The following is a 21,137-nucleotide window of genomic DNA, read 5'->3' on the forward strand; positions in this document are numbered from 1 at the left end:
GACCCACTTGTCAGCTATTGTCCCGGTTCGACCCACCCGATGGTGCCGTCCTGGCGCCGATAAACCATGTTATAAGCACCTGTCTGGCCATTCTTGAACATCAGTGCATTCGTATCGCGCAGGTCGAGCATCATGACCGCATCGGACACGCTGGCGGTCGGAATATCGACCCGCGTTTCCGCCACGATCGCGGGCGCATCACTTTCGCTGTCTTCGGCTTCGTCGTTGGTGCCCTTAGATTCGAAGACGCGATAGGAAGCGTCGAATTCCGGCGAATCCTGTGCACCGCGGTGCGCGTTGAGACGGCCGCGATAGCGCTTTAACTGGCGTTCGATCTTGTCGGCCGCTCCCTCGAACGCGACATGTGCGTCGGACGCCTTGTTGGAAGCCTTGAGCACGATCCCTTTGTTCACGGGCGCCACGATGTCGCAGCGGAAATCATTATGCTCAGCGCGGCCGAACGTGACGTCGGCGCTGGTCGCGCGCGCGAAATATTTCTCTGTCAGCTGGGTGATACGATCGGAAACATGGGTACGGAGGGCCTCTCCGGTTTCTACCTGATGGCCTGCGACGCGGATATCCATGCGCCTCTCCTTTCTTTTGGTCTTTCATACAACCGGGGGATGGTTGCGTTTCATTCAAAATGGGACTTCAGATGCGACTCCACAAGGGGTCGCACAGCTGCTGGATAAAGCTTTTGTGGCGCGCCAGTTCCTCCTCACTAGCCGAATGTGGTCGGGGTGGACGGACGGGGCGACGGATCGCGGATGCGCCGATGACAATGGGCGCGGAGTCCTCCGGCTCGGCACTGGCGAGCGACAGGCCAATCTGCCGGCCCCCCGTTAGTTCGATATAGACCTGCGCGAGCAATTGGGCATCGAGCAGCGCGCCGTGTTTCACGCGCATCGAGCGGTCGACTCCAAAGCGCGTGCACAAGGCATCGAGGCTGTGCTTGGCACCGGGAAACTTGGTGCGCGCCAGGGCCAGCGTATCGACCATGCGATCCATCCCGATCGGTGCGCGTCCGCATTTTTCGAGTTCTGCATTGAGGAAGCCGAAGTCGAACGAAGCGTTATGCGCGACCAGCGGCGAGTCTCCGATGAAGTCGAGCAGCTCTTGCGCCTTGTCGGCGAAGCAGGGCTTGTCGGCCAGGAAGGCCGACGACAGGCCATGCACCCCCTCGGCCTCGCTCGGCATCTCGCGTTCGGGATTGTAATAGCAATGATATTCGCGACCGGTCTCGATCCGGTCGATCATCTCGATGCAGCCCATTTCGACGATGCGGTCGCCCAACCCCGGACTCAGCCCCGTGGTTTCGGTATCGAAGACTATCTCTCGCATGACTGTTCTTTTGCGCTTTTCTACAGGTCCAAGCAAGCGAGGATCCGGTCAACCTGCGCGCGCGTTTCATCGAGCGGGCCCGACGTGTCCACGACATGATCGGCGCGCGCACGCTTTTCCTCATCGGGCATCTGGCGGGCAAGGATGTTGTCGAGCTTCTCTTCGGTCATGCCCGGCCGCCGCATAACGCGCTCGCGCTGCACCTCGGCTGGCGCGGAGACGACGACCACGACATCGAAATTCTCCTCGCCGCCAGTTTCGAACAGCAGCGGGATTTCGAACGCCAGCGCTCGCGCATCGCTATTGGCAAGGATGAAGCGGGTGCGTTCGTGATGCACGGCAGGGTGCACCAGCCCTTCCAACTTTGTGAGCGCATCGCGATCGCCCAGGACCATCGCCGACAAGGCCTCGCGGTCTACCGCGCCATCACGGGTCGAGCCTGGAAAGGCGGCTTCGATGTCCGAGACCAGCCGTCCGCCCGGGCCCTGCATCTCGCGGACGGCAGCATCAGCGTCGAACAGCGGGATACCGGCATCCCTGAACATGCCGGCCACCGTCGATTTGCCCATCCCGATGGAACCGGTGATCGCAATCGTTTTCATTCCCCCAGTATAGCAAAAAGTTCGGCATCGTGCGCGCGCGGCGCGTCTTCATCGAAGAAAATCTTGAAGCTCGCTGCTGCCTGCTCGACAAGCATCTGCAGGCCCGATGCCACGCCAAGCCCGCGCTTCTTGGCAGCGGCAAGCAAGGGCGTCTCGACCGGGGACGACACAAGGTCGAAGACCCAGCCGCGGTCGCTCAATCCGCCGATATCGATCTTGAGCGGGGCATGTCCCACCATACCCAGCGGCGTTGCATTGATGAGGCCGTCGCCGCCGATGGCATCGCTCATCTTTGCCGGCTGGACCTTGAGCCCGAACTCGACGGCCAGCTTGGTCGCCTTGACCCGGTCACGGGCGTGGATACGGATCATCGACAGGCCGAGCGACCGGCAGGCCACCAGCACAGCGCGCGCTGCACCGCCGCTTCCCAATACCGATATGCGTTCCATCGCGCGGCCCTGTCGTTGTAAGTCGGCAAGCAAACCCATCACCGCTCCGATGTCGCTATTCGCAGCGATCAGCCGCCCTTCGCGCGGCACCAGCATGTTCGCCGCGCCCGCTGCGACGGCGCGATCGGTGGCTTCATCGGCCAATGCAATGACGTCGAGTTTGAGCGGCATGGTGACATTGCATCCACGCCAGTTGGGGTCCTTTGTTCTATTCTCGACATAGGAGGCGAGTTCGTCCCGCTTGACTCGATGGCGTCGATAATCGCCGGAGCGCGCCAATTTCTCCAACCAGAAGCGGTGGATAACCGGCGACTTGCTCTGCTCTATCGGATCGCCAATAACTTCGGCGTAAATGCCTCCAAGAGGGGCTTCAGTCGCGGTCATGTTGGCAGGATACCTTCGTCGCGCAAGGCGCCGAGGAGGGGAAGTAAAGGCATACCAAGGATCGTAAAATGACTTCCCGTGATCTTGTCGAACAACAAGGCGCCGGGACCCTCCAGACGGAAAACGCCGACACAGAAACCAACCGCGGGCCAGTCCATTTCAAGATAATTTTGAATAAACTCTTCGCTATACTTGCGGACCTCCAGTTCGGCGACATCATGGGCATTGAAGAGCGTCTCTTCTCCCCGTGTGAGTGCCACGGAACTGTGTAAAAACAAAGACTTACCGGCAAACATCCTGAGATGTCCCGCGGCCTCTTCCCGGTCGCGCGGTTTATCGAGCGCGATGTCATCGCAGCAGGCGATACTGTCGCTGCCGATGACCAGCGCATCGCTCTCGCAGCGGCTGACCGCCAGCGCTTTTTCCGCTGCCAGTTTCTGCGTCAGTGCGGCAACATCACCGGTGAATCTGGCCTTGATCGCGCCTTCATCGATTTCGGATGGAACGACGCGATAGTCGAGCCCGACCTGGTCGAGAATGGCGCGGCGGATGCCGCTTGCCGAGGCGAGGATCAGGTCGCTCACGCGTTCGGGATAAATCTGTGGATAAACATGGGGCTTGGCGTAGCGCGACTTTGGGGACTGGCCAAGCGGTCGAGTCATTCGAACCGCCCCCATTGTCGATCCAAACAAGCATCCACAGGACCTTCCTCGAATCGTTTTGCTGTGAATCCCGTGGACACAAGAGCGCGAATCGGCAGAAAACCGCCGGACTCATTTTTCCTGCTCTGTTGGCAAAATCGGGATCGGGTCTTACATCCCGTTATCAACGCGCCAAGTAACAACACCTATCTAGATTCTAATTATATATATAGGGAGAGAAGAAGGGTGGCCGATAAGCCTCTTTTAGCCGTCTTGCATGGCGAACGGCGGGACCCGCCACCCGTCTGGATGATGCGCCAGGCCGGTCGTTACCTGCCCGAATATCGAGAGCTGCGCGCCGAGAAAGGCGGCTTTCTCGACATGGCGTACGATCCGCCAAGCGCCGCGGAAATCACCCTTCAGCCCTTGCGGCGCTTCGCGCTCGATGCGGCAATTCTCTTCTCCGATATTCTCGTGGTGCCGCACGCGATCGGGCAGCATCTCTATTTCGTCGCTGGCGAAGGACCGCGGCTCGAACCCCCGCTCAAGGATTCATCGCTGGACGACCTGACAAGCGCCATGGAGCGCGTCGAGCCGGTTTATGAGACCGTGCGTCAGGTGAACGTCCGATTGGCGCCTGAGACCACCTTTCTGGGCTTTGCCGGAAGTCCGTGGACCGTCGCGACCTATATGGTTGCCGGTCAGGGCAGCCGTGACCAGGCACCGGCGCGGATCATGGCTTATACCGAGCCCAAGCGGTTCGGCGCGCTGATCGACAGGCTCGTCAGTGTCACGGTCGATTATCTTTCGGGCCAGATCGAGGCCGGCGTCGATGCCGTGCAACTGTTCGATAGCTGGGCGGGCAGCCTGTCACCCTCGCAGTTCGAGGAGTGGGTGATCGCACCCAACGCGCGGATCGTCGAAGCCTTGAAGGCGCGCCATCCCGATACGCCGATCATCGGCTTTCCCAAGGGTGCGGGTGCCAAATTGGTCGACTACGTTGCGGGCACGAAGGTCGATGCTGTCGGACTCGATGAAACGCTCGATCCCACCTGGGCTGACGATTCATTGCCCAAGGGCCTTCCCGTGCAAGGCAATCTCGATCCGATGGCATTGCTGGCCGGCGGCGAAAAACTCGATGCCGCCATCGACCGCATCAAGGATGCGCTCAAGGATCGGCCGCACATCTTCAATCTCGGTCACGGGATCGACAAGACGACGCCGATCGCGCATGTCGAACAGATGATGCAGCGGGTGAAAGGCTGATGGACCAGCTAATCGGATTTCTGGGTGCCGCCTATCTGTGGGTGAAGGCAGCGCATGTCATCTTCATCATTTTCTGGATGGCGGGGCTCTTCATCGTGCCGCGCTATTACGTCCATCATCACGAAACGACTGCGGGATCGGCCGAAGACCGGGCCTGGATCGAACGCGAGGATCGCGCCCGCACGGTGATCCTGCTCCCGGCGATGATCTTGAGCTGGATCCTGGGTCTCGCGCTCGCCTTGCATGTCGGCGCCTTTGCGCAAGGCTGGTTCCACGCCAAGTTCCTGCTCGTGGTCCTGCTGACCGGATACCAGGGCTGGATCAGCGCATTCGGCAAGAAGCTGGCGCGCGGCGAACGCCCGCTGTCGGGCAAGGCGCTGCGCTTTCTCAACGAGGTGCCCGGTATCTTCACCATCCTCATCGTCATCCTGGTGATCGTGCGACCTTTTTAACGCGTCGGTCCGCCCGATCATTATTGACTCGGGACGCCGGGCTTTCTAGCTGATGGGCGAAGGCGGCGCATCGGCCCGCTTTTCCTTTCCCGCCGATGCTTCAACCCACCGCCACGCGACACCAGCGGTCCTCGCCTGTCGCGCCAACAGGCTTCCCATGCCTAGGAATATTATCGCCATGATGCATCTCCAAGAACTGAAGCAGAAAGCGCCCGCCGAACTGGTCAAGATGGCCGAGGATCTCGGTGTCGAGGGCGCGTCCACGATGCGCAAGCAGGACATCATGTTCTCGATCCTCAAGGAACATGCCGACGAGGGTGAACAGATCATGGGCATGGGGACGATCGAAGTCCTCAATGACGGCTTCGGTTTCCTGCGCAGCCCCGAAGCCAACTTCCTCGCTGGCCCCGACGACATTTATGTCGCGCCGCACCTCGTCAAGAAACTCGGCCTTCGTACGGGCGACACGGTCGAAGGCGAAATCCGCAGCCCCAAGGATGGCGAGCGTTATTTCGCGCTGATCAATGCCACTCAGATCAACTTCGACGAGCCGAGCGCGGTGCGCCAGCGCGTCAACTTCGACAACCTCACCCCGCTCTACCCGGATGAAAAGCTCACGCTCGACAGTTCGGACCCGACGGAGAAGGACAAGAGCGCCCGGGTGATCGATATCGTCGCGCCGCTCGGCAAGGGGCAGCGCGCGCTGATTGTTGCGCCGCCGCGCACGGGTAAGACCGTCCTTCTGCAGAACATCGCCAAGGCGATCACCGACAATCATCCCGAAGTCTTCCTCCTCGTCCTGCTGATCGACGAACGTCCCGAAGAAGTCACCGACATGCAGCGCAGCGTGAAGGGCGAAGTCGTCTCTTCGACCTTTGACGAACCCGCCTCGCGACATGTGCAAGTCGCTGAAATGGTTATCGAAAAAGCCAAGCGCCTTGTCGAGCACAAGAAGGATGTCGTGATCCTCCTTGACTCGATCACGCGTCTCGGTCGCGCCTACAACACGACCGTGCCCAGCTCGGGCAAGGTGCTCACCGGCGGTGTCGACGCCAACGCGTTGCAGCGCCCCAAGCGGTTCTTCGGCGCAGCGCGCAACATCGAGGAAGGCGGATCGCTCTCGATCATCGCCACCGCGCTGATCGATACCGGCTCCAAGATGGACGAGGTCATCTTCGAAGAATTCAAGGGCACCGGTAACAGCGAAATCGTGCTCGACCGCAAGGTTGCCGACAAGCGCATCTTCCCCAGCCTCGATGTCGGCAAATCCGGCACCCGCAAGGAAGAATTGCTCGTCGATCAGGCGACGCTTTCCAAGATGTGGGTGCTGCGCCGTATCCTGATGCAGATGGGCACGATCGACGCGATGCAATTCCTGCTCGACAAGATGAAAGACGCCAAGTCCAACGAAGATTTCTTCGCGAGCATGAACCAGTAGGCCTGATGCCCGTTTGGACCTATGATACGACCAGATAACGAACAGGGTATTTGATGATCGAACAGTTGATGCTGTTGCTGGCAGCCGCCTCGGCGGAGGGCTTGTCGCTTGGCGGTCCGGCAGAGATGTGGGACGCTATCGTCACCGACTTCTCCGACATCACCAACCCTGAGAAGATGGTCATCTTCCTTCAGGTACTGGCGATCGATCTGGTACTCGCGGGCGACAACGCCATCGTCGTCGGCGCTTTGGCCGCGGGTCTTCCACCTGACCAGCGCCGCAAGGTTATCATCATCGGCGTCATGGCGGCACTTGTCCTACGCGTTGCCTTTGCGCTCGTGGTCACACAGCTGCTGGCCATCGTCGGCCTGATTTTCATCGGTGGCCTGCTGTTGGTCTGGGTGGCCTGGAAAATGTGGCGCGAGCTGCATCATAGTGGCGAAAGCCCTGGCAGCCCGGAAATTTCGGGCGATGAGACCAGCGGCGTAAAATCGGCCAAGAGCTTTTATGGCGCAGCCTGGGCTGTTGCCGTAGCCGACGTTTCGATGAGCCTCGACAATGTGCTTGCCGTTGCCGGCGCATCGCGCGAGCATCCCGGCATCCTGATCGTCGGCCTGATTTTTGCGGTCGCCTTGATGGGCCTCGCAGCCAACATCATCGCCAAATATATCGAGCGTTATAAGTGGATCGCTTATATCGGTCTTGCGGTAATCGTCTGGGTCGCCGGCAAGATGATCTATGACGGCATTGTCGATCCGCAGGTCGGGATCGGCCTCTTCTTCGGCGGATGACCATTGTCGCCCTGTCGTCAGGGCGGCTTCCCGCAGCAATCGCGATTCTGAGGCTGAGCGGTCCCGAGGCGCAGGCCGCGGCGAGCGGTATTGCGGGCGCCCTCCCCCCGCCGCGCCAAGCGAGCTTGCGCGATTTCCGTCACCCCCGAACCGGTGAGTTGATCGATCGCGGCCTGCTGCTTTCATTCCCCGGACCCAATAGCGCGACCGGCGAAGACCTGGTCGAGTTTCATTGTCACGGTAGTCGCGCGGTGGTCGAAGCAATGCTTGAAGCACTAACGGCATGTCCAGATGTCCGGCTAGCGCAGCCGGGCGAGTTTACGCGTCAGTCGCTCCGCAATGGCATAATGGATCTCACCGAAGCCGAAGGACTTGGCGATCTGCTCGAAGCGGAGACCGAGGGCCAACGCAAGGCTGCCTTGTCGTTATTGCAGGGCGGGTTGCATGATCGTCTCGGAACGTTGCGAGAGATGCTGATCGACCTTTCAGCCATGGCGGAAGCAAGCATCGACTATGTTGGCGATGAGGATGAGACCAGTGGGCATGAAGATGCTATTGCCGCACAACTCGAGGCCGCGCGCAAGGAGGTCGGACGTCTTCTCGAACTCCCCGAGCGCCGTCCGCTACGCGATGGCGTACGTGTGGTCATTGCCGGCCCCCCTAATGCCGGAAAGTCCAGTCTTCTTAATGCCTTAGTAGGTAGCGATCGTGCGATTGTGAGCGCCGAGGCAGGGACAACACGCGATGTGATCGAGGTGCCCGTACGTATTGATGGTATCGCTTATGTCTTGGCGGATACCGCGGGGTTGCGCGAAGCAAGCGGGACGGTGGAAAAGATCGGAATCGACCGGGCGTCTGGTGAGATCGAGCGCGCCGATATTCTTCTATGGCTCGGCAAGTCTGAAGCTATCCCGACCCATCCGCGGGTTATTCGAGTCGCTGCCAAATCGGACCTGGGAGGCACCGCAGAGCCGCACGATATTGCTGTCTCCTCGAAGACGGGTGCTGGTGTCGAAGAATTGCTCGCGATCATTGGCAAGACAGCGAAGACATTGCTGCCGGCAGCCGATGGACTTTCTTTGTCGCGCCATCATGTCGCTGCTTTGAAGGACGTCAAAGCGCAACTCGCAAATCAACCCGATCCTGTTTTACTGGCCGAACAACTGCGATCGGCCCGAAACGCAATTGATGCGCTATTAGGCGCTCAAGGCATGGACGACGTGCTTGATCGTATTTTTGCGCGCTTCTGTCTCGGCAAGTGATGTTTCACGTGAAACGTCGCTACGTGTCTGATAAGGCGTCATTATGTATGACGTCATCGTAATTGGAGCAGGTCACGCCGGCGTGGAAGCTGCCGTGGCGGCGGCGCAGCGCGGCGCCAGGACGGCTTTTGTTAGCTTTTCCAAAAACAATGCCGGTCAGATGTCATGCAACCCCTCGATCGGCGGGGTAGGCAAAGGTCATCTCGTTCGCGAGCTGGACGTGTTCGAGGGGCTGTTGGCCAAGACGTCAGATGCTGCTGCCATCCACTACCGCATGCTGAACCGGAGCAAGGGGCCGGCAGTGCAAGGTCCGCGAATTCAGGCCGATCGGTCATTGTTTCATGCTGCCACGCAGGATGCCTTGAAGCGGCTACCGATTGATTGGATTCTTGGCGAGGTGACGGAACTTGGTCTGGCGGGCGATCGAGTTGGCGGGGTGGTTCTGGCGGACGGCTCGCGGGTAGCGGCGCGTTGCGTCGTGGTGGCGACCGGTACCTTCTTGGGCGGACGGATATTTCGTGGTCATGAGCGCGCCGAGGGTGGTCGCGTTGAAGAACGTGCGGCGACACGGCTTGGTGACCAATTTGACGACTTCGGCCTGGCGCATGGCCGGCTCAAGACCGGCACGCCTCCACGGCTCGATGGTCGCACCATCGATTGGGCTTTGCTTGCGCCCCAGCCCACCGATCAGGAAAAGTGGCGATTTTCCGCGTTTTCTGACGTTAAGCGTCTTCCTCAGGTAGATTGTGCCATCACGCGTACAAATCCTCGGACACACGAGGTGATTGCGAACCATGCGGACCGCTCTCCGCTATACTCGGGTTCGATCGATGGTCGCGGTCCACGGTATTGTCCGTCAATCGAAGACAAGGTGAAGCGCTTCGCCGATCGCGACGGCCATCAAATTTTCCTCGAGCCGGAGGGCCTGGATACGAATCTTGTCTATCCGGCCGGCATATCGACGTCCTTACCGCTGGATGCGCAGCTGGAAATGATGACGACGATCGAAGGGCTCGAAGCGGTCGAGATCCTGCAGCCAGGTTACGCCGTCGAATATGTGTATGCCGATCCGCGAAGGCTGGATGCGCGCTTGGCCTCGAAGGACATCGACGGATTGTTCTTCGCGGGCCAGATCAATGGCACGACTGGATATGAAGAAGCGGCGGCGCAAGGAATGGTTGCCGGGATCAACGCAGCTGCTTTGGCCACTGGAAATGATCCCACACTTTTCGACCGGCAGTCGAGCTATATCGGTGTGATGATCGACGATCTAATTGTACACGGGGTTTGCGAGCCCTATCGGATGATGACAGCCCGAGCCGAGTATCGACTTCATTTGCGGGCTGACAATGCAGTTGCGCGTTTGGGCGAGGCGGCCAAGGCCTCGGGTGTCAGTTCGCGCCATAGTGATGCCATCGACCGCCATATGGAACGCAAAGCCATTATCTCGGCTAATCTTGAGGAGATCGTCGAGGCAAAAGAACTGGGCGTCGAGGGAGGGTCAAAATCTCTCAAGCAATGGATTTCGCGTCCCGATACAGTCGCGGCGGTGCGTAGTCGATTTGCTGACGACGACGTTGCCGCTTCGGAAGTCATCGCTGACACTCTGTACGCGCCATACCTCCAACGCCAAGAGCGCGAATGGGAGACTATGCGGAAGGACGCGTCGATCGCAGTACCCTCGGAATTTGATTTCGCAACCGTGGCAGGCCTATCTAGCGAAATGATCGAACGTATCTCCGCTGCGCGACCAGATAACTTAGACCAAGCCTCGCGAATCGCCGGCATCACACCCGCCGCTCTCAGTGCGCTCCACTTTGCACTTTCGAAACGCAATGCAGCCTGAGCGGCTCGCGGAGGTAACTGGCGTCGATGTTTCACGTGAAACATGGAATCAGATAGAGCTCTTCATATCATCCTTACTCATAGAAAATAAGCGGCAGAACCTGATATCCAAGAGCACCGAAGATAGCGTGTTTGAGCGTCATATCTTGGATGGGGCCCAACTTCTGCCAATCGCAGGAGCTGCGCGCGCCACGTGGGTGGATATTGGCACCGGCCCTGGCTTGCCGGGGATGGTGCTCGCCATCCTTGACCCTTCTTCGACTTTTACTTTGGTCGAGCCCCGGCCGCTGCGAGTGCGATTCCTAGAAAAAGTCGTCTCAGACTTGCGACTCGGGGATCGGGTGCGTCTTGTCGAAGGCAAGGCAAGTGACTTGGATGGCCCGTTTCAGGTCATCACTGGCCGCGCCGTGGCCAATTTGTCGAAATTCCTCAGGATGTCCCGTCATCTATCCACAGAAAAATCGCTCTGGGTCCTGCCCAAGGGCAAAAAAGCGGTGGATGAACTGGAAGAGGCGCGCCGCTTCTGGCACTTTGAATGCTCGACCGTAGAGAGCGTGACGGATGCTCATGCTTCGATCGTGCGTATGAGGGGCGTGCAGCCGAAATCGAGGGGAGGAAAGCGATGATCCGGATTGCGGTGGCAAACCAGAAGGGCGGAGTCGGCAAGACGACGACAGCCATCAATCTTGCGACGGCGCTCGCCGCGATCGGGTGGAAGGTGCTGCTGATCGACATCGATCCGCAGGGTAATGCGTCGACCGGCCTGGGGATCAGCTCGCAGGATCGGCGCGCATCGAGCTATGACGTGCTTTTGGGCGAGAAAACCGTCGAGGAAGCGGCGATCGAGACCCGCGTACCGCGTCTCGACCTGCTGCCGGCGACTGTCGATCTCTCGGGCGCCGAAGTAGAGCTCGTCTCGCTCGACGAGCGCACGCATCGCCTCGAAAACGCTCTCAACGATACCCCTACGGGCCGCTGGGATCTTGTTCTCATGGATTGTCCTCCGTCGCTCGGCCTGCTGACCGTCAACGCCCTTGTCGCGGCGCGCCAGCTGCTTATCCCGCTGCAATGCGAGTTCTTCGCCTTAGAGGGGCTCAGCCAGTTGCTGCAGACGGTCGAACGTGTGCGGTCGGGCTTCAATCCCGATCTTTCCATTCTGGGGGTGGCGCTCACCATGTACGATCGGCGCAACAACTTGTCCGGCCAGGTCGCGGACGATGTTCGCGCATGCCTTGGGACGACGGTGTTCGAGACCGTGGTTCCGCGCAACGTGCGCCTATCTGAAGCGCCCAGCCACGGCATTCCTGCGCTCGTGTACGATTTGAAATGTCCTGGTTCGGAAGCCTATCTGCAATTGGCGCGTGAGTTGCTGCAGCGGCTGCCACAACCGGCGGAGGCAGCCTGATGAAGAAACCGACGGGATTGGGCCGTGGGCTGTCGGCGCTGCTCGATGACGCTGATCAGCGCGCCGGCAAAAAGCCGGTCGGCACCGGCGCTTCGATCGAACGGCTATCGATTAGCAGTATCAAGCCAAACCCCGCGCAGCCGCGTCGTCAGTTCGACGATACCGCGCTCGAAGAGCTCGCGGCGTCGATCGCTGAAAAGGGTGTCCTGCAGCCTATTCTGGTGCGCCCGGCCGGTGGCGGGTACCAGATCATCGCGGGGGAGCGCCGCTGGCGCGCAGCGCAAAAGGCGCAACTTCATGAAATCCCAGCAATAATCCGGTCGTTCGATGATGAAGCCGTCGCCGAAATCGCGTTGATTGAGAATATCCAGCGCGAAGATCTCAACGCGATTGAAGAAGCAAAGGGCTATAAGGCGCTCGCGGAGACGTACGGGCACGACCAAGCCACGATCGGCAAGCTAGTAGGTAAATCTCGCTCGCATATCGCGAACATGATGCGGCTACTCGACCTACCCAGCGATGTCGCAGAATTGCTAATGAAAGGCGATATCAGCATGGGGCATGCCCGTGCGGTTCTAACGGCTGAGGATCCTTCGAATCTCGCCAAGGCAATCGTTGCCCAGGGCTTGAGCGTCCGCGAGGCCGAGGTGCGCGCCAAGGAGGGCAAGGCGGGCGGCTCTACTAGCAAGAAGGGTGCGAAAACGGCCCATCCGGTCGATGCGGATCTCAAGGCGCTCGAAAGCCAGCTTGGCGATATGCTCGGGCTGAAGGTGAAAATCGCGCACGGCAATAAGGGTGGGAAGGTCCAGCTGGCCTACCGGACGCTCGATCAGCTCGATATGGTGTGTCAGCGCCTTTCGGGTGAACCGATCTAGCGACGCCCCGCGCGCGCAACTGCCAACATTTCTTCGGCTAACTGCGCACGCGCGGGACCCTTGCCAAAAATTAGCTGTTGTTCGAGCGACGATATACGTTCGGCCAATCGCGCCAACCGGTCTGCTGGCCAGCGATGCAGCAGCTTCTGGACGAGTGGTTTGTCCTTCCAAAACAGAGACTTACCCATTGACGTCATGACGCCAGACGCGTTTTCGCCCGCGGCCACTCGCGCGGCCATGGGCGCAATCTGCATAATTCGGCGCTGCATGGCGCGGATGACGGTTACCGCCTCGCTCCCGTTTTCGGATACTGCTGCCAGCCCGGTTTCCAACGCCTCGATATCGCCAGCCATCGCCGCATCGCCGAGAGCGAAGAACCGGTCTTCGGCCAGCACCGCGCCGATGGCGTCGACCGCCTCGTGCGATAACGAAGCAGGCCTTTCCGGCGAAGCATCGAGGTAAAGCGCATATTTGGCGAGTTCCTGCGCCGCAATCGCGCGGTTCGAGCCCGTCGTGCAAGCAATCCGCGTCGTGACGCCAGGGTCAGGCCGTAGATTCTCTGCCGCCGCCATCGTCTCGATCAAATCGTCGAGCGCCCGGTCCTCGGGCTCGTAAGAGGCGTGGACCAGCGTCTCGGGATGCGATTCGACCGCCTTCAACAATCGCCCGTTGCGGCGCAATCCGCCAGCAACCGCGACCACCAAATGCTCGCCCTTCGGGGCCTCGAGCAACGCCAGCACCGCATCGGTGATCTCGTCGCCGCAAGGCTCGATCCAGATTAGCTGCTTGCCGCCAAACATGCTGATTGCAGCCGCGTCGTCGGCAAGGCGGGCTGGGTCGCTCTTCAGTACCGCTCCCTCTACGGACGACTTTTCGGCGGCAAGCTTTTGCAGCAACTGATCGGCAAGGCTGCGCGAACCGGCCTCATCGGGGCCGTAAAACAAGTAGAAGCGAACATTAGGGTCGCCCAATTGGCGTGAGGGATTGCGTTTGTCGGCAATCACTGGCCCGACCGGCTGAGGTAGAGCGCGATCCGCGCGACCATGTCGTCCGCGACTTCCTGCGCCAGGCGCTCGGACGCCGTCTGTTCGGCAGCGACGGTCGCGTATTCGGAACTGGTAATGTCGATACCTGCATCGAAGCCCGCGGTCGCATCGAGCACCGTTTCACCGCTCGACAGGTCGACCAGCTGGTAGCGGGCGCGCAACGTGCGCCGTTCGCGGGTCGCGGCGGCATCGCCGCGAATGCCGAAGCGCGTGATGTCATCGTCGATCACGATATCGAGGCGGTAAAGCGGCGCTTCCTCGCTGCTTCCAAGCCTGTCGACCAGCGCGTTGCGCAGTAGCCAGCCCGAACGTTCGTCGATCGTCGATAACACGATGCGCGATAGCTCGGCGCGGCTGACCGCACCATCACTCGTCCCGTAGAGCGGTCGGAGCCCGCAGGCCGCCAGCATCAGGGCAAGAGAGAGCATCAGCCACTTCATGCGACGATGTTCACCAACCTGTCGGGCACGACAATCACCTTGCGGGGCGGATTGCCGTCGAGCTGCGACTGGATCTTGTCGAGCGCCAGCGCCATTGCCTCGGCTTCGTCCTTGGGCAGGCCGCGCGCGACCTGGATCTTATCGCGCAGCTTGCCGTTCACCTGCACCACCATCGTCACCTCGTCGTCGACGAGCATCGTGGGGTCGTGCGTGGGCCATGCCGCGTCGGCGATGAACCCCTCACCGCCGCGCGCTGCTGCTGCCTCTTCGGCAAGATGCGGGGCCATCGGGGCGATGAGCTTGATCAGCGTGTCGATCGCTTCGTCGCGGCTCGCCGAGCCATCGGCCTTTTCGAGCGTATTCACCAACTCGTAGACCGCCGCGACGGCCTTGTTGAATTGCAGCCCTTCGATCGCTTCGGTGACGGCCGCGATGGTGCGGTGCATCTTCTGGAGCACCGACTTGTCCTCGCCCTTGCCTTTTTCTGCGTGAGCAAGCCGCCAGACGCGCTGGACGAAACGCCCCGCGCCCTCAATGCCGCCTTCGGACCATTCGAGATCGCGTTCGGGCGGGCTGTCGGACAGCATGAACCAGCGCACCGCATCGGCCCCGTATTTGTCAAGGATCGGGGTGGGATCGACCGTGTTCTTCTTCGACTTGGACATCTTCTCGACGCGGCCGGGGGTAACCCGTTCGCCGTTGTCCACGCGTGTCCAGTCATCACCCGATCGGGTGACTTCGCCCGGCGACAGCCAGCTGCCGTCAGCCGCCTGGTATGTCTCGTGCGTCACCATGCCCTGCGTGAACAGGCCGGCAAAGGGTTCGGCGATGTCGACCTTGCCGATATACTGCAGCGCGCGGGTGATGAAGCGGGCGTAGAGCAGGTGCAGGATCGCGTGTTCGACCCCGCCGATATACTGGCCGACGGGCAGCCATTTTTCGGCCTCGGCCTTGTCGAATGGCTTATCCTTGGGCTGGCTGGCAAAGCGGATGAAGTACCAGCTCGAATCAACGAAGGTGTCGAGCGTATCGGTTTCGCGCCGCGCAGGCGAACCGCATTCGGGGCAATCGACTTTCCCCCACGTCGGGTGGCGGTCGAGCGGGTTGCCAGGAATGTCGAAGCTTACGTCATCGGGGAGTATGATCGGCAGTTGATCGCGCGGCACGGGCACGGCGCCACAAGCATCGCAATGTATGATCGGGATCGGCGTGCCCCAGTAACGCTGGCGGCTGACGCCCCAGTCACGCAGGCGGAACACGGTCTGCCCCTCGCCCCATTTACCGGCCTCGGCGCGCTTGATGACCTCGGCCTTGGCGGCTTCGGTGTCCATGCCGTCGAGAAAGCGCGAATTGACTGCCACGCCTGCTTCGGTGTCCGCCTCTTTCCCAATCGGCGCATCCGCCTCCTCGAGCAAGCGGGCTACCACGCGCTTGCTCGGCAGGTCGTATTTGGTCGCAAATTCAAAATCACGCTGGTCGTGGCCGGGCACACCGAACACCGCGCCGGTGCCGTAATCCATCAGCACGAAGTTCGCGATGTAGACGGGAAGGTGCCAGTCTGGATCGAACGGGTGCACGGCCTTGAGCCCGGTGTCGTAGCCCTGCTTTTCGGCAGTCTCGATGTCGGCTGCGCTGGTACCACCCGCCTTGCACTTGTCGATGAAGGCCTGCGCGTCGGCATCGTCCGCTGCCACCGCCTGTGCCAGCGGGTGATCGGCCGCCACGGCGATGAAACTGGACCCAAAGATTGTATCAGGGCGCGTGGTGAAGACCTCGACATCGGTCTGGTCGCCGACGGCGTCGGCCAGCGCGAACCTGAACTGCAAACCGACGCTCTTGCCGATCCAGTTCTCCTGCATCAGCCGCACCTTGTCTGGCCATTTGTCGAGGCTATCCAAGCCTTCCAGCAACTCGTCGGCGAATTGCGTAATCTTGAGGAACCACTGGCTCAGTTTCTTGCGCTCGACCTCGGCGCCCGAGCGCCAGCCCTTTCCGTCGATCACCTGTTCGTTCGCCAGCACGGTCATGTCGACCGGATCCCAATTGACCTCGCTCTCCTTTCGGAAGACCAGTCCGGCGTCGAGCAGGTCGAGGAAGATCGCTTGCTCGTGCCCGTAATAATCAGGATTGCAGGTCGCGAGTTCGCGGCTCCAGTCGAAGGCAAAACCGATGCCCTTCAACTGCTCGCGCATGGTGCGGATATTTTCCCACGTCCATTCGCCCGGATGCACCTTACGCTCCATCGCGGCATTTTCCGCCGGCATGCCGAACGCGTCCCATCCCATCGGGTGGAGCACTTCGCAGCCGGTCATGCGGCGATACCGCGCGAGGACATCGCCCATCGTGTAATTGCGCACATGGCCCATATGAATGCGCCCCGATGGATAGGGAAACATCTCGAGCACATAGGCCTTGGGCTTGTCGCTATCGGAATCCGCCTCGAACAGCCGCGCCTCGTCCCAGCGCTGCTGCCAATGCCGATCGGCTTTTCCCGGATCGAAACGCATTAGCTGGGGGCGACGGTCGCGCGGCGGATGTCGCGTGCGCGCACCAGGATGATGTCTTCGAGCTTCTGCACAGTGGCAGCGCTCACCGGCGCACTGACCCAGCTGCCGGCCTGGTTGACTTCGCGCACCGCATTGACGCGCACGGCGTCGGCACGAAGCTGCGCATCGAGGATCGACACGGTAAGCTTGACGCGTTCACCCGGTGCGTTGGGCGAGCTGTACCAATCGGTGACGATCACGCCGCCCGCCGAATCCGCGGTCAGCAGCGGGGCGAACGAAACCGTGTCGATCGCGGCGCGCCACAGGTAGGTGTTCACGCCGATCTGGTTGGTCACCGCCGGTGCCATCCCGACAGGTGCGACATTGTTCGACTGGCAGGCGCCAAGCGTCAGGCCGGAAACGGCAATCAACAGGGCGGTACGTGCAAGGGTCGGGCGCATAGAATCTCTCTTTAGGAAAACTGGTTTCGCCTAGAGGGTTAGACGGCCAAATCGCTCCTGCCAAGTCGGCAAGTCGCACCGGCGTGTTGTCCCATCGTGTGACGAGTCCGCCACAGGGGGCCAAGGAATCGTGGAGCCACGTGGATTCTTGTGCGTTCAGGGCTTATATAGGTGGGGTCGAGGAGTATGTACGAGTCGTGAAACAGGGACCTGACAAAGCCTGGAAAGCCCGCGGTCTTGCCGCCACGGCCTCGCTTTGTGCCCTTGCCGCGCTCGTATCGCTTCCCGCCACTGCCCAGCAAAGCAAAGAGCGCGAACGCCCCGTATCGGTCAGTTATGAACGCAGCTTCACGCCGGCCGGTGCCGATCCGCGTCTCGCCGCGGCTTTCGCCTCGCGCGGGCCCGATGCGCGCGGCTTCCGTTTTACGCCTGCCGCCGCCAAGGATCGCCCGTCGCAACTTCGTGTTGCCGTGCGCACCAGCGAAAATGCGGCGCGAACGGGCAATCGCGCTGCCGAAAGCGTGACCAAGTCTTCGGCGGCCCCGAGCCTCAACCCGACCAGCTACAATCTCGGCGTCGCTGTGGGCTGGAAAGATTTTGCGGTATCGAGCGATGTCGCCAAACGCGACTCGGATGATCCGCGGATCGCCGATCGCGAAAGCGCACTTGTCGGCGTCAGCTATAATCTCAAGCGCTTCACCGGCCGTGTATCGGTTGCCGCGGATCGTGACATGAACCGTGTCGCTCCTGCGCTGCGCCCGTCCGAGACCTATTCGCTCGACGTCGGCGGCGAAGTGAAGATCACCGATCGCCTCGCGGTGACTGGCGGCGTTCGCTATCGCATCGACCAAGATCGCATCGACGATCCGGGCCAGCAGGACAATCGCCGCGACAGCCAGGCGGTCTACGTCGGAACGGCCTTCAAGTTCTAGGCGCGCCGCGCAGTAGCGCGTCGATTCCGGCCCACCCTACAAACAAGTCTCTGCCGAACGCTTCGAATCGCGCTTGGTCCATGCCGCCTAGCGCGATGGCAGGGCAGCCGCTGATCCGGGCAAGGTCATGTGCTGCCTCGATCCCCAGCGCCTGGCCACCAGGATGCGAGTTCGACGGGAAAACAGGTGAAACATAAACGATTGCTGCGCCGCTTCGCCGCGCCTGTGCGGCTTCATCTTGGTTATGTACGGGCAGCGTAAAGCGCATGCCGTCAGGATCGCTCGTCGGTTTATGGATGTAGGCGGCGCCCACCGATCGCGCCAAAGCCACGTCCTCGCTCACCGACAGGATCAAGGCCCGCCGCGTACAGATTCCAGCGACCTTGCGTGCCAGCGTGGCGCGTTCTTCCGCTGCAAGGCGTTTGTGCCGGAATACGACGCCGCTTCCCGCGGGCAATCGCTCGATCGCGGGCAGCAATGCGTCGCCGATCCGCTCGTCGGTGAAGAGGGTCTGGCGGGGAAGCATCGCGCTTCCTATAGCGCAGGCCATGAAAGAGCTCGACCAGGTAAAAGAGAATATCGCACGCGCCGCGAAACGCGCTGGCCGCAAGCCGGAAGATGTGACGTTGATTGCGGTCTCCAAGCGGCACGATGCGGACGCGATCCGCCCGCTGCTCGAAGCGGGGCACCGCGACTTCGGGGAAAATCGCGTGCAGGAAGCGCAAGACAAATGGCATGCGCTCAAGGCCGAGTATCCGGACGTGCGGCTGCACATGGTGGGACAGCTGCAGTCCAACAAGGCAGCGGACGCCGCCGAGATTTTCGACGTGATCCATTCGCTCGACCGCACGTCGTTGCTCAAGGAATTGGCCAAGCTGGAAACGAAGCCCGCTTGCTACATCCAGATCGATATTGGCGAGGAAGATCAAAAAGGCGGCCTGCCGATCAAGCAGCTCGAGGACTTCCATGCCAAGGTCAAAGATGCGGGCATCCCGGTCGCCGGCCTGATGGCGATGCCGCCGCAAGGCGTCGAGGCGTCGCCCTTCTTCGCGCTAACCGCCGAACTGGCGCGGCGGCACGGGATTGACGGTCTTTCGATGGGCATGTCGAGCGATTACGAAGAGGCTGTGATGCTGGGCGCAACCGCCGTGCGCATTGGAACGGCACTATTCGGCGCCCGCGACTAATCGTCGATATGGCCTGAACGCGCTTTCTTTACGCTGAGATAGTGCGCGTTGTGCGGATTGGGCGGCATCTGGTGGCGCACGCGTTTGACCACCGATACGCCCTCGGCTTCCAGCCCTTCGACCTTGGCCGGATTGTTGGTGAGCAGGCGCACCTGATGCGCCCCTAGCGCTTTCAGGATGGCGGCTGCGGCGCCATAATCGCGCTCGTCGTCGGCAAACCCCAGACGCGCATTGGCATCGACCGTATCGAGCCCGCGATCCTGCAGCGCATAGGCGCGCAGCTTGTTCGCCAGCCCGATCCCGCGCCCTTCCTGGCGCAAATAGAGCAGGATGCCCCCACCCTCTTGCCCGAGAAGCTTGAGCGCCTGCTTCAACTGCGGACCGCAATCGCACTTGAGGCTGCCAAAGACATCGCCCGTCAGGCACTCCGAATGCAGCCGGACGAGCGGCGGTTTGCCCCCGAACGCCCCGACGATCAGCGCAGCATGTTCTTCGCCATTGGCGCCATCGCGGAAGATGGCCATCTGTGTTTCGGGAAGACCTTCGAGCGGCAGGTTGGCCCGCGCGACAAGGTCGACGCTGCGCTGCGCACTTTCAATGTCGTGGGAAGATACCGTTTCTGCGTTGCTGGCATCGACCAGCCACGCGGCAGGCAGCAACCCGGCCAGCGACAGCAGCTTGACCGCTTCAGCGTCACCTTCCTCGCAAGACGCGGTCTGCAACGGGCCGAGCGGCCCGCGCGAAAAGTCACCCGCCGGATCGACCAGCGAGCGCGCGGCCTCGACATCGAGCCAATCGGCGCTGACCCGGACCGGCGTACCGCCGCAGGCTTCGCGCCGGTTGCCGAGCCCAAGCGCTGCGGCCCGCGCCCCGCTAAGGATGAGGACGCCCGCTTTGCTCGGCTTTCCCGTTTCGAGCGCGAGGATGGTCGGACCGCCCTCGATGCGCACGGGAAGCCCGCGCTGCAACGCCTTCACGGCATCGCGGACGGGCGCATCGGTCAAATCTCGATGTCCACCGTTAGCGGGACGTGGTCGGACGGCTTTTCCCAACTGCGCGCCGGTTCCAGGACGTCGTGCGCGACCACATGGTCGGCAAGGTTGGGGCTGGCCCACATATGATCGAGCCGGCGGCCGCGATCGTTCACCGTGTGGTCGCGATTGCGATAACTCCACCAAGTGAAGCAGCGCTCTGGCGCGGGAATGAATTTGCGGCCGAGATCCACCCAGTCATGGCTTTTCTGAAAGCGCCTGAGCGTTTCGACCTCGATCGGCGTATGGCTGACCACCTTGAGGAGTTGCTTATGGCTCCACACGTCGCATTCCAGCGGCGCGATATTGAAATCGCCGACGATCAATGTCGGTTCCTTCAAATCCTTGCTCCACGCAGTCATGCGGTCGATGAAATCGAGCTTCTGCCCGAACTTGGGATTCTGTTCGCGGTCGGGAATGTCGCCGCCTGCGGGCACATAGACATTCTCAAGCCGGAACTTGCCCGCCACGCGCACGCCGACATGGCGCGCCTCGCCATTGTCCTGCCAATCGTGGCGCAGATCTTCCTCGAGCGGCAGCTTGCTGATGGTCGCGACCCCGTGGTGCATCTTCTGCCCGTTGAGCGCGAGGTGCGGATAGCCCCATTGTTCGAACATCTTGCGCGGGAAAACATCGTTGTGCGCCTTGGTTTCCTGCAGGCACAAGATGTCTGGCGCCGTTTCGATCAGAAACTTCTCGACGATATGGGGACGGGCGCGAACCGAATTGATGTTCCAACTGGCAATCTTGATTGTCGACACGAAGAATCCTCTTGGGTTTCGGGCCTTTTAGCGAAGCTATCG

Annotated in this window: 23 protein-coding genes; 11 read left to right on the forward strand and 12 right to left on the reverse strand. The window is 61.1% G+C overall.

Annotated features, from left to right (window positions below; all coding sequences use genetic code 11):
• Nucleotides 1-14: 14 nt before the first annotated feature.
• From hpf to NUX07_RS01185, 5 genes are all read right to left on the reverse strand, one after another.
• Nucleotides 15-584, reverse strand: a complete 570-nt coding sequence (gene hpf / locus NUX07_RS01165; RefSeq protein ID WP_265528179.1) for a ribosome hibernation-promoting factor, HPF/YfiA family — start codon at nucleotides 582-584, stop codon at nucleotides 15-17.
• A gap of 67 nt (nucleotides 585-651) precedes the next feature.
• The gene (gene dnaQ, locus NUX07_RS01170; protein ID WP_265528180.1) at nucleotides 652-1,341 is read right to left on the reverse strand and encodes a DNA polymerase III subunit epsilon; all 690 of its coding nucleotides are present in this window, start codon (nucleotides 1,339-1,341) and stop codon (nucleotides 652-654) included.
• A 20-nt stretch (nucleotides 1,342-1,361) separates the two neighbouring features.
• The gene (coaE, locus tag NUX07_RS01175; protein WP_265528181.1) at nucleotides 1,362-1,943 is read right to left on the reverse strand and encodes a dephospho-CoA kinase; all 582 of its coding nucleotides are present in this window, start codon (nucleotides 1,941-1,943) and stop codon (nucleotides 1,362-1,364) included.
• Nucleotides 1,940-2,776, reverse strand: coding sequence for a shikimate dehydrogenase family protein (locus tag NUX07_RS01180; RefSeq protein ID WP_265528182.1), 837 nt, complete (start codon nucleotides 2,774-2,776; stop codon nucleotides 1,940-1,942). The genes coaE and NUX07_RS01180 overlap by 4 nt, the downstream gene beginning before the upstream one ends.
• Complete coding sequence (locus NUX07_RS01185) at nucleotides 2,773-3,360, reverse strand: Maf family protein (RefSeq protein ID WP_265528183.1); 588 nt, start codon at nucleotides 3,358-3,360, stop codon at nucleotides 2,773-2,775. Before NUX07_RS01185 ends, NUX07_RS01180 begins: the two co-directional genes overlap by 4 nt.
• 303 nt (nucleotides 3,361-3,663) lie before the next feature.
• Between NUX07_RS01185 and hemE the strand changes: the two genes are divergently transcribed.
• The 9 genes from hemE (at nucleotide 3,664) to NUX07_RS01230 (ending at nucleotide 12,751) form a co-directional block, all read left to right on the forward strand.
• On the forward strand, nucleotides 3,664-4,683 hold the full coding sequence (gene hemE / locus NUX07_RS01190; protein ID WP_265528184.1) for a uroporphyrinogen decarboxylase: 1,020 nt from the start codon (nucleotides 3,664-3,666) through the stop codon (nucleotides 4,681-4,683).
• Complete coding sequence (locus tag NUX07_RS01195) at nucleotides 4,683-5,135, forward strand: CopD family protein (protein WP_265528185.1); 453 nt, start codon at nucleotides 4,683-4,685, stop codon at nucleotides 5,133-5,135. Before hemE ends, NUX07_RS01195 begins: the two co-directional genes overlap by 1 nt.
• A gap of 181 nt (nucleotides 5,136-5,316) precedes the next feature.
• Nucleotides 5,317-6,573: a transcription termination factor Rho gene (gene rho / locus NUX07_RS01200; RefSeq protein ID WP_265530723.1), complete on the forward strand. Its 1,257-nt coding sequence runs from the start codon at nucleotides 5,317-5,319 to the stop codon at nucleotides 6,571-6,573.
• A gap of 68 nt (nucleotides 6,574-6,641) precedes the next feature.
• Nucleotides 6,642-7,364, forward strand: a complete 723-nt coding sequence (locus NUX07_RS01205; protein WP_407696154.1) for a TerC family protein — start codon at nucleotides 6,642-6,644, stop codon at nucleotides 7,362-7,364.
• Entirely contained in the window at nucleotides 7,361-8,626 is a 1,266-nt protein-coding gene (gene mnmE, locus NUX07_RS01210) for a tRNA uridine-5-carboxymethylaminomethyl(34) synthesis GTPase MnmE (protein ID WP_265528187.1), read from the forward strand. The genes NUX07_RS01205 and mnmE overlap by 4 nt, the downstream gene beginning before the upstream one ends.
• 43 nt (nucleotides 8,627-8,669) lie before the next feature.
• The gene (gene mnmG, locus NUX07_RS01215; protein WP_265528188.1) at nucleotides 8,670-10,472 is read left to right on the forward strand and encodes a tRNA uridine-5-carboxymethylaminomethyl(34) synthesis enzyme MnmG; all 1,803 of its coding nucleotides are present in this window, start codon (nucleotides 8,670-8,672) and stop codon (nucleotides 10,470-10,472) included.
• Nucleotides 10,462-11,097, forward strand: a complete 636-nt coding sequence (gene rsmG / locus NUX07_RS01220) for a 16S rRNA (guanine(527)-N(7))-methyltransferase RsmG (RefSeq protein WP_265528189.1) — start codon at nucleotides 10,462-10,464, stop codon at nucleotides 11,095-11,097. The genes mnmG and rsmG overlap by 11 nt, the downstream gene beginning before the upstream one ends.
• Complete coding sequence (locus NUX07_RS01225; RefSeq protein ID WP_265528190.1) at nucleotides 11,094-11,876, forward strand: ParA family protein; 783 nt, start codon at nucleotides 11,094-11,096, stop codon at nucleotides 11,874-11,876. Before rsmG ends, NUX07_RS01225 begins: the two co-directional genes overlap by 4 nt.
• Nucleotides 11,876-12,751, forward strand: coding sequence for a ParB/RepB/Spo0J family partition protein (locus NUX07_RS01230; RefSeq protein WP_265528191.1), 876 nt, complete (start codon nucleotides 11,876-11,878; stop codon nucleotides 12,749-12,751). The genes NUX07_RS01225 and NUX07_RS01230 overlap by 1 nt, the downstream gene beginning before the upstream one ends.
• On the opposite strand, the gene holA is transcribed toward NUX07_RS01230, so the two are convergent.
• From holA to NUX07_RS01250, 4 genes are read right to left on the reverse strand one after another with little or no spacing between them, the layout of a single operon-like run.
• Entirely contained in the window at nucleotides 12,748-13,722 is a 975-nt protein-coding gene (holA, locus tag NUX07_RS01235; protein WP_265528192.1) for a DNA polymerase III subunit delta, read from the reverse strand. The genes NUX07_RS01230 and holA overlap by 4 nt on opposite strands.
• A gap of 29 nt (nucleotides 13,723-13,751) precedes the next feature.
• Nucleotides 13,752-14,237: an LPS assembly lipoprotein LptE gene (lptE, locus tag NUX07_RS01240; protein ID WP_265528193.1), complete on the reverse strand. Its 486-nt coding sequence runs from the start codon at nucleotides 14,235-14,237 to the stop codon at nucleotides 13,752-13,754.
• Nucleotides 14,234-16,744, reverse strand: coding sequence for a leucine--tRNA ligase (gene leuS, locus NUX07_RS01245; protein WP_265528194.1), 2,511 nt, complete (start codon nucleotides 16,742-16,744; stop codon nucleotides 14,234-14,236). Before leuS ends, lptE begins: the two co-directional genes overlap by 4 nt.
• Nucleotides 16,744-17,184: a DUF3576 domain-containing protein gene (locus tag NUX07_RS01250; RefSeq protein ID WP_265528195.1), complete on the reverse strand. Its 441-nt coding sequence runs from the start codon at nucleotides 17,182-17,184 to the stop codon at nucleotides 16,744-16,746. The genes leuS and NUX07_RS01250 overlap by 1 nt, the downstream gene beginning before the upstream one ends.
• A 197-nt stretch (nucleotides 17,185-17,381) precedes the next feature.
• Here NUX07_RS01250 and NUX07_RS01255 point away from each other — a divergent pair, with 197 nt between their 5' ends.
• A complete protein-coding gene (locus NUX07_RS01255) occupies nucleotides 17,382-18,116 on the forward strand; it encodes a hypothetical protein (RefSeq protein ID WP_265528196.1) in 735 nt (244 codons plus the stop codon).
• On the opposite strand, the gene NUX07_RS01260 is transcribed toward NUX07_RS01255, so the two are convergent.
• Complete coding sequence (locus NUX07_RS01260) at nucleotides 18,106-18,642, reverse strand: thiamine phosphate synthase (RefSeq protein ID WP_265528197.1); 537 nt, start codon at nucleotides 18,640-18,642, stop codon at nucleotides 18,106-18,108. The genes NUX07_RS01255 and NUX07_RS01260 overlap by 11 nt on opposite strands.
• 22 nt (nucleotides 18,643-18,664) lie before the next feature.
• Here NUX07_RS01260 and NUX07_RS01265 point away from each other — a divergent pair, with 22 nt between their 5' ends.
• Nucleotides 18,665-19,303: a YggS family pyridoxal phosphate-dependent enzyme gene (locus NUX07_RS01265; RefSeq protein WP_265528198.1), complete on the forward strand. Its 639-nt coding sequence runs from the start codon at nucleotides 18,665-18,667 to the stop codon at nucleotides 19,301-19,303.
• Here the strand turns inward: NUX07_RS01265 and ribA are convergent.
• Both ribA and xth read right to left on the reverse strand, forming a co-directional pair.
• The gene (ribA, locus tag NUX07_RS01270; protein ID WP_265528199.1) at nucleotides 19,300-20,307 is read right to left on the reverse strand and encodes a GTP cyclohydrolase II; all 1,008 of its coding nucleotides are present in this window, start codon (nucleotides 20,305-20,307) and stop codon (nucleotides 19,300-19,302) included. The two genes, NUX07_RS01265 and ribA, sit on opposite strands and share 4 nt — an antisense overlap.
• Complete coding sequence (xth, locus tag NUX07_RS01275; protein ID WP_265528200.1) at nucleotides 20,304-21,095, reverse strand: exodeoxyribonuclease III; 792 nt, start codon at nucleotides 21,093-21,095, stop codon at nucleotides 20,304-20,306. Before xth ends, ribA begins: the two co-directional genes overlap by 4 nt.
• Between the last annotated feature and the right edge of the window lie 42 nt (nucleotides 21,096-21,137).

The sequence above is a fragment of the Sphingomicrobium marinum genome (assembly GCF_026157105.1).
Taxonomy (GTDB): domain Bacteria; phylum Pseudomonadota; class Alphaproteobacteria; order Sphingomonadales; family Sphingomonadaceae; genus Sphingomicrobium; species Sphingomicrobium marinum.

Bases quoted from the DNA above. Each gene is read 5' to 3' on its own strand.
- hpf (WP_265528179.1), bottom strand. From the start codon at position 584: ATGGATATCCGCGTCGCAGGCCATCAGGTAGAAACCGGAGAGGCCCTC.
- dnaQ (WP_265528180.1), bottom strand. From the start codon at position 1,341: ATGCGAGAGATAGTCTTCGATACCGAAACCACGGGGCTGAGTCCGGGG.
- coaE (WP_265528181.1), bottom strand. From the start codon at position 1,943: ATGAAAACGATTGCGATCACCGGTTCCATCGGGATGGGCAAATCGACG.
- NUX07_RS01180 (WP_265528182.1), bottom strand. From the start codon at position 2,776: ATGACCGCGACTGAAGCCCCTCTTGGAGGCATTTACGCCGAAGTTATT.
- NUX07_RS01195 (WP_265528185.1), top strand. From the start codon at position 4,683: ATGGACCAGCTAATCGGATTTCTGGGTGCCGCCTATCTGTGGGTGAAG.
- rho (WP_265530723.1), top strand. From the start codon at position 5,317: ATGCATCTCCAAGAACTGAAGCAGAAAGCGCCCGCCGAACTGGTCAAG.
- NUX07_RS01205 (WP_407696154.1), top strand. From the start codon at position 6,642: ATGCTGTTGCTGGCAGCCGCCTCGGCGGAGGGCTTGTCGCTTGGCGGT.
- mnmE (WP_265528187.1), top strand. From the start codon at position 7,361: ATGACCATTGTCGCCCTGTCGTCAGGGCGGCTTCCCGCAGCAATCGCG.
- mnmG (WP_265528188.1), top strand. From the start codon at position 8,670: ATGTATGACGTCATCGTAATTGGAGCAGGTCACGCCGGCGTGGAAGCT.
- rsmG (WP_265528189.1), top strand. From the start codon at position 10,462: ATGCAGCCTGAGCGGCTCGCGGAGGTAACTGGCGTCGATGTTTCACGT.
- NUX07_RS01225 (WP_265528190.1), top strand. From the start codon at position 11,094: ATGATCCGGATTGCGGTGGCAAACCAGAAGGGCGGAGTCGGCAAGACG.
- NUX07_RS01230 (WP_265528191.1), top strand. From the start codon at position 11,876: ATGAAGAAACCGACGGGATTGGGCCGTGGGCTGTCGGCGCTGCTCGAT.
- lptE (WP_265528193.1), bottom strand. From the start codon at position 14,237: ATGAAGTGGCTGATGCTCTCTCTTGCCCTGATGCTGGCGGCCTGCGGG.
- leuS (WP_265528194.1), bottom strand. From the start codon at position 16,744: ATGCGTTTCGATCCGGGAAAAGCCGATCGGCATTGGCAGCAGCGCTGG.
- NUX07_RS01250 (WP_265528195.1), bottom strand. From the start codon at position 17,184: ATGCGCCCGACCCTTGCACGTACCGCCCTGTTGATTGCCGTTTCCGGC.
- NUX07_RS01260 (WP_265528197.1), bottom strand. From the start codon at position 18,642: ATGCTTCCCCGCCAGACCCTCTTCACCGACGAGCGGATCGGCGACGCA.
- NUX07_RS01265 (WP_265528198.1), top strand. From the start codon at position 18,665: ATGAAAGAGCTCGACCAGGTAAAAGAGAATATCGCACGCGCCGCGAAA.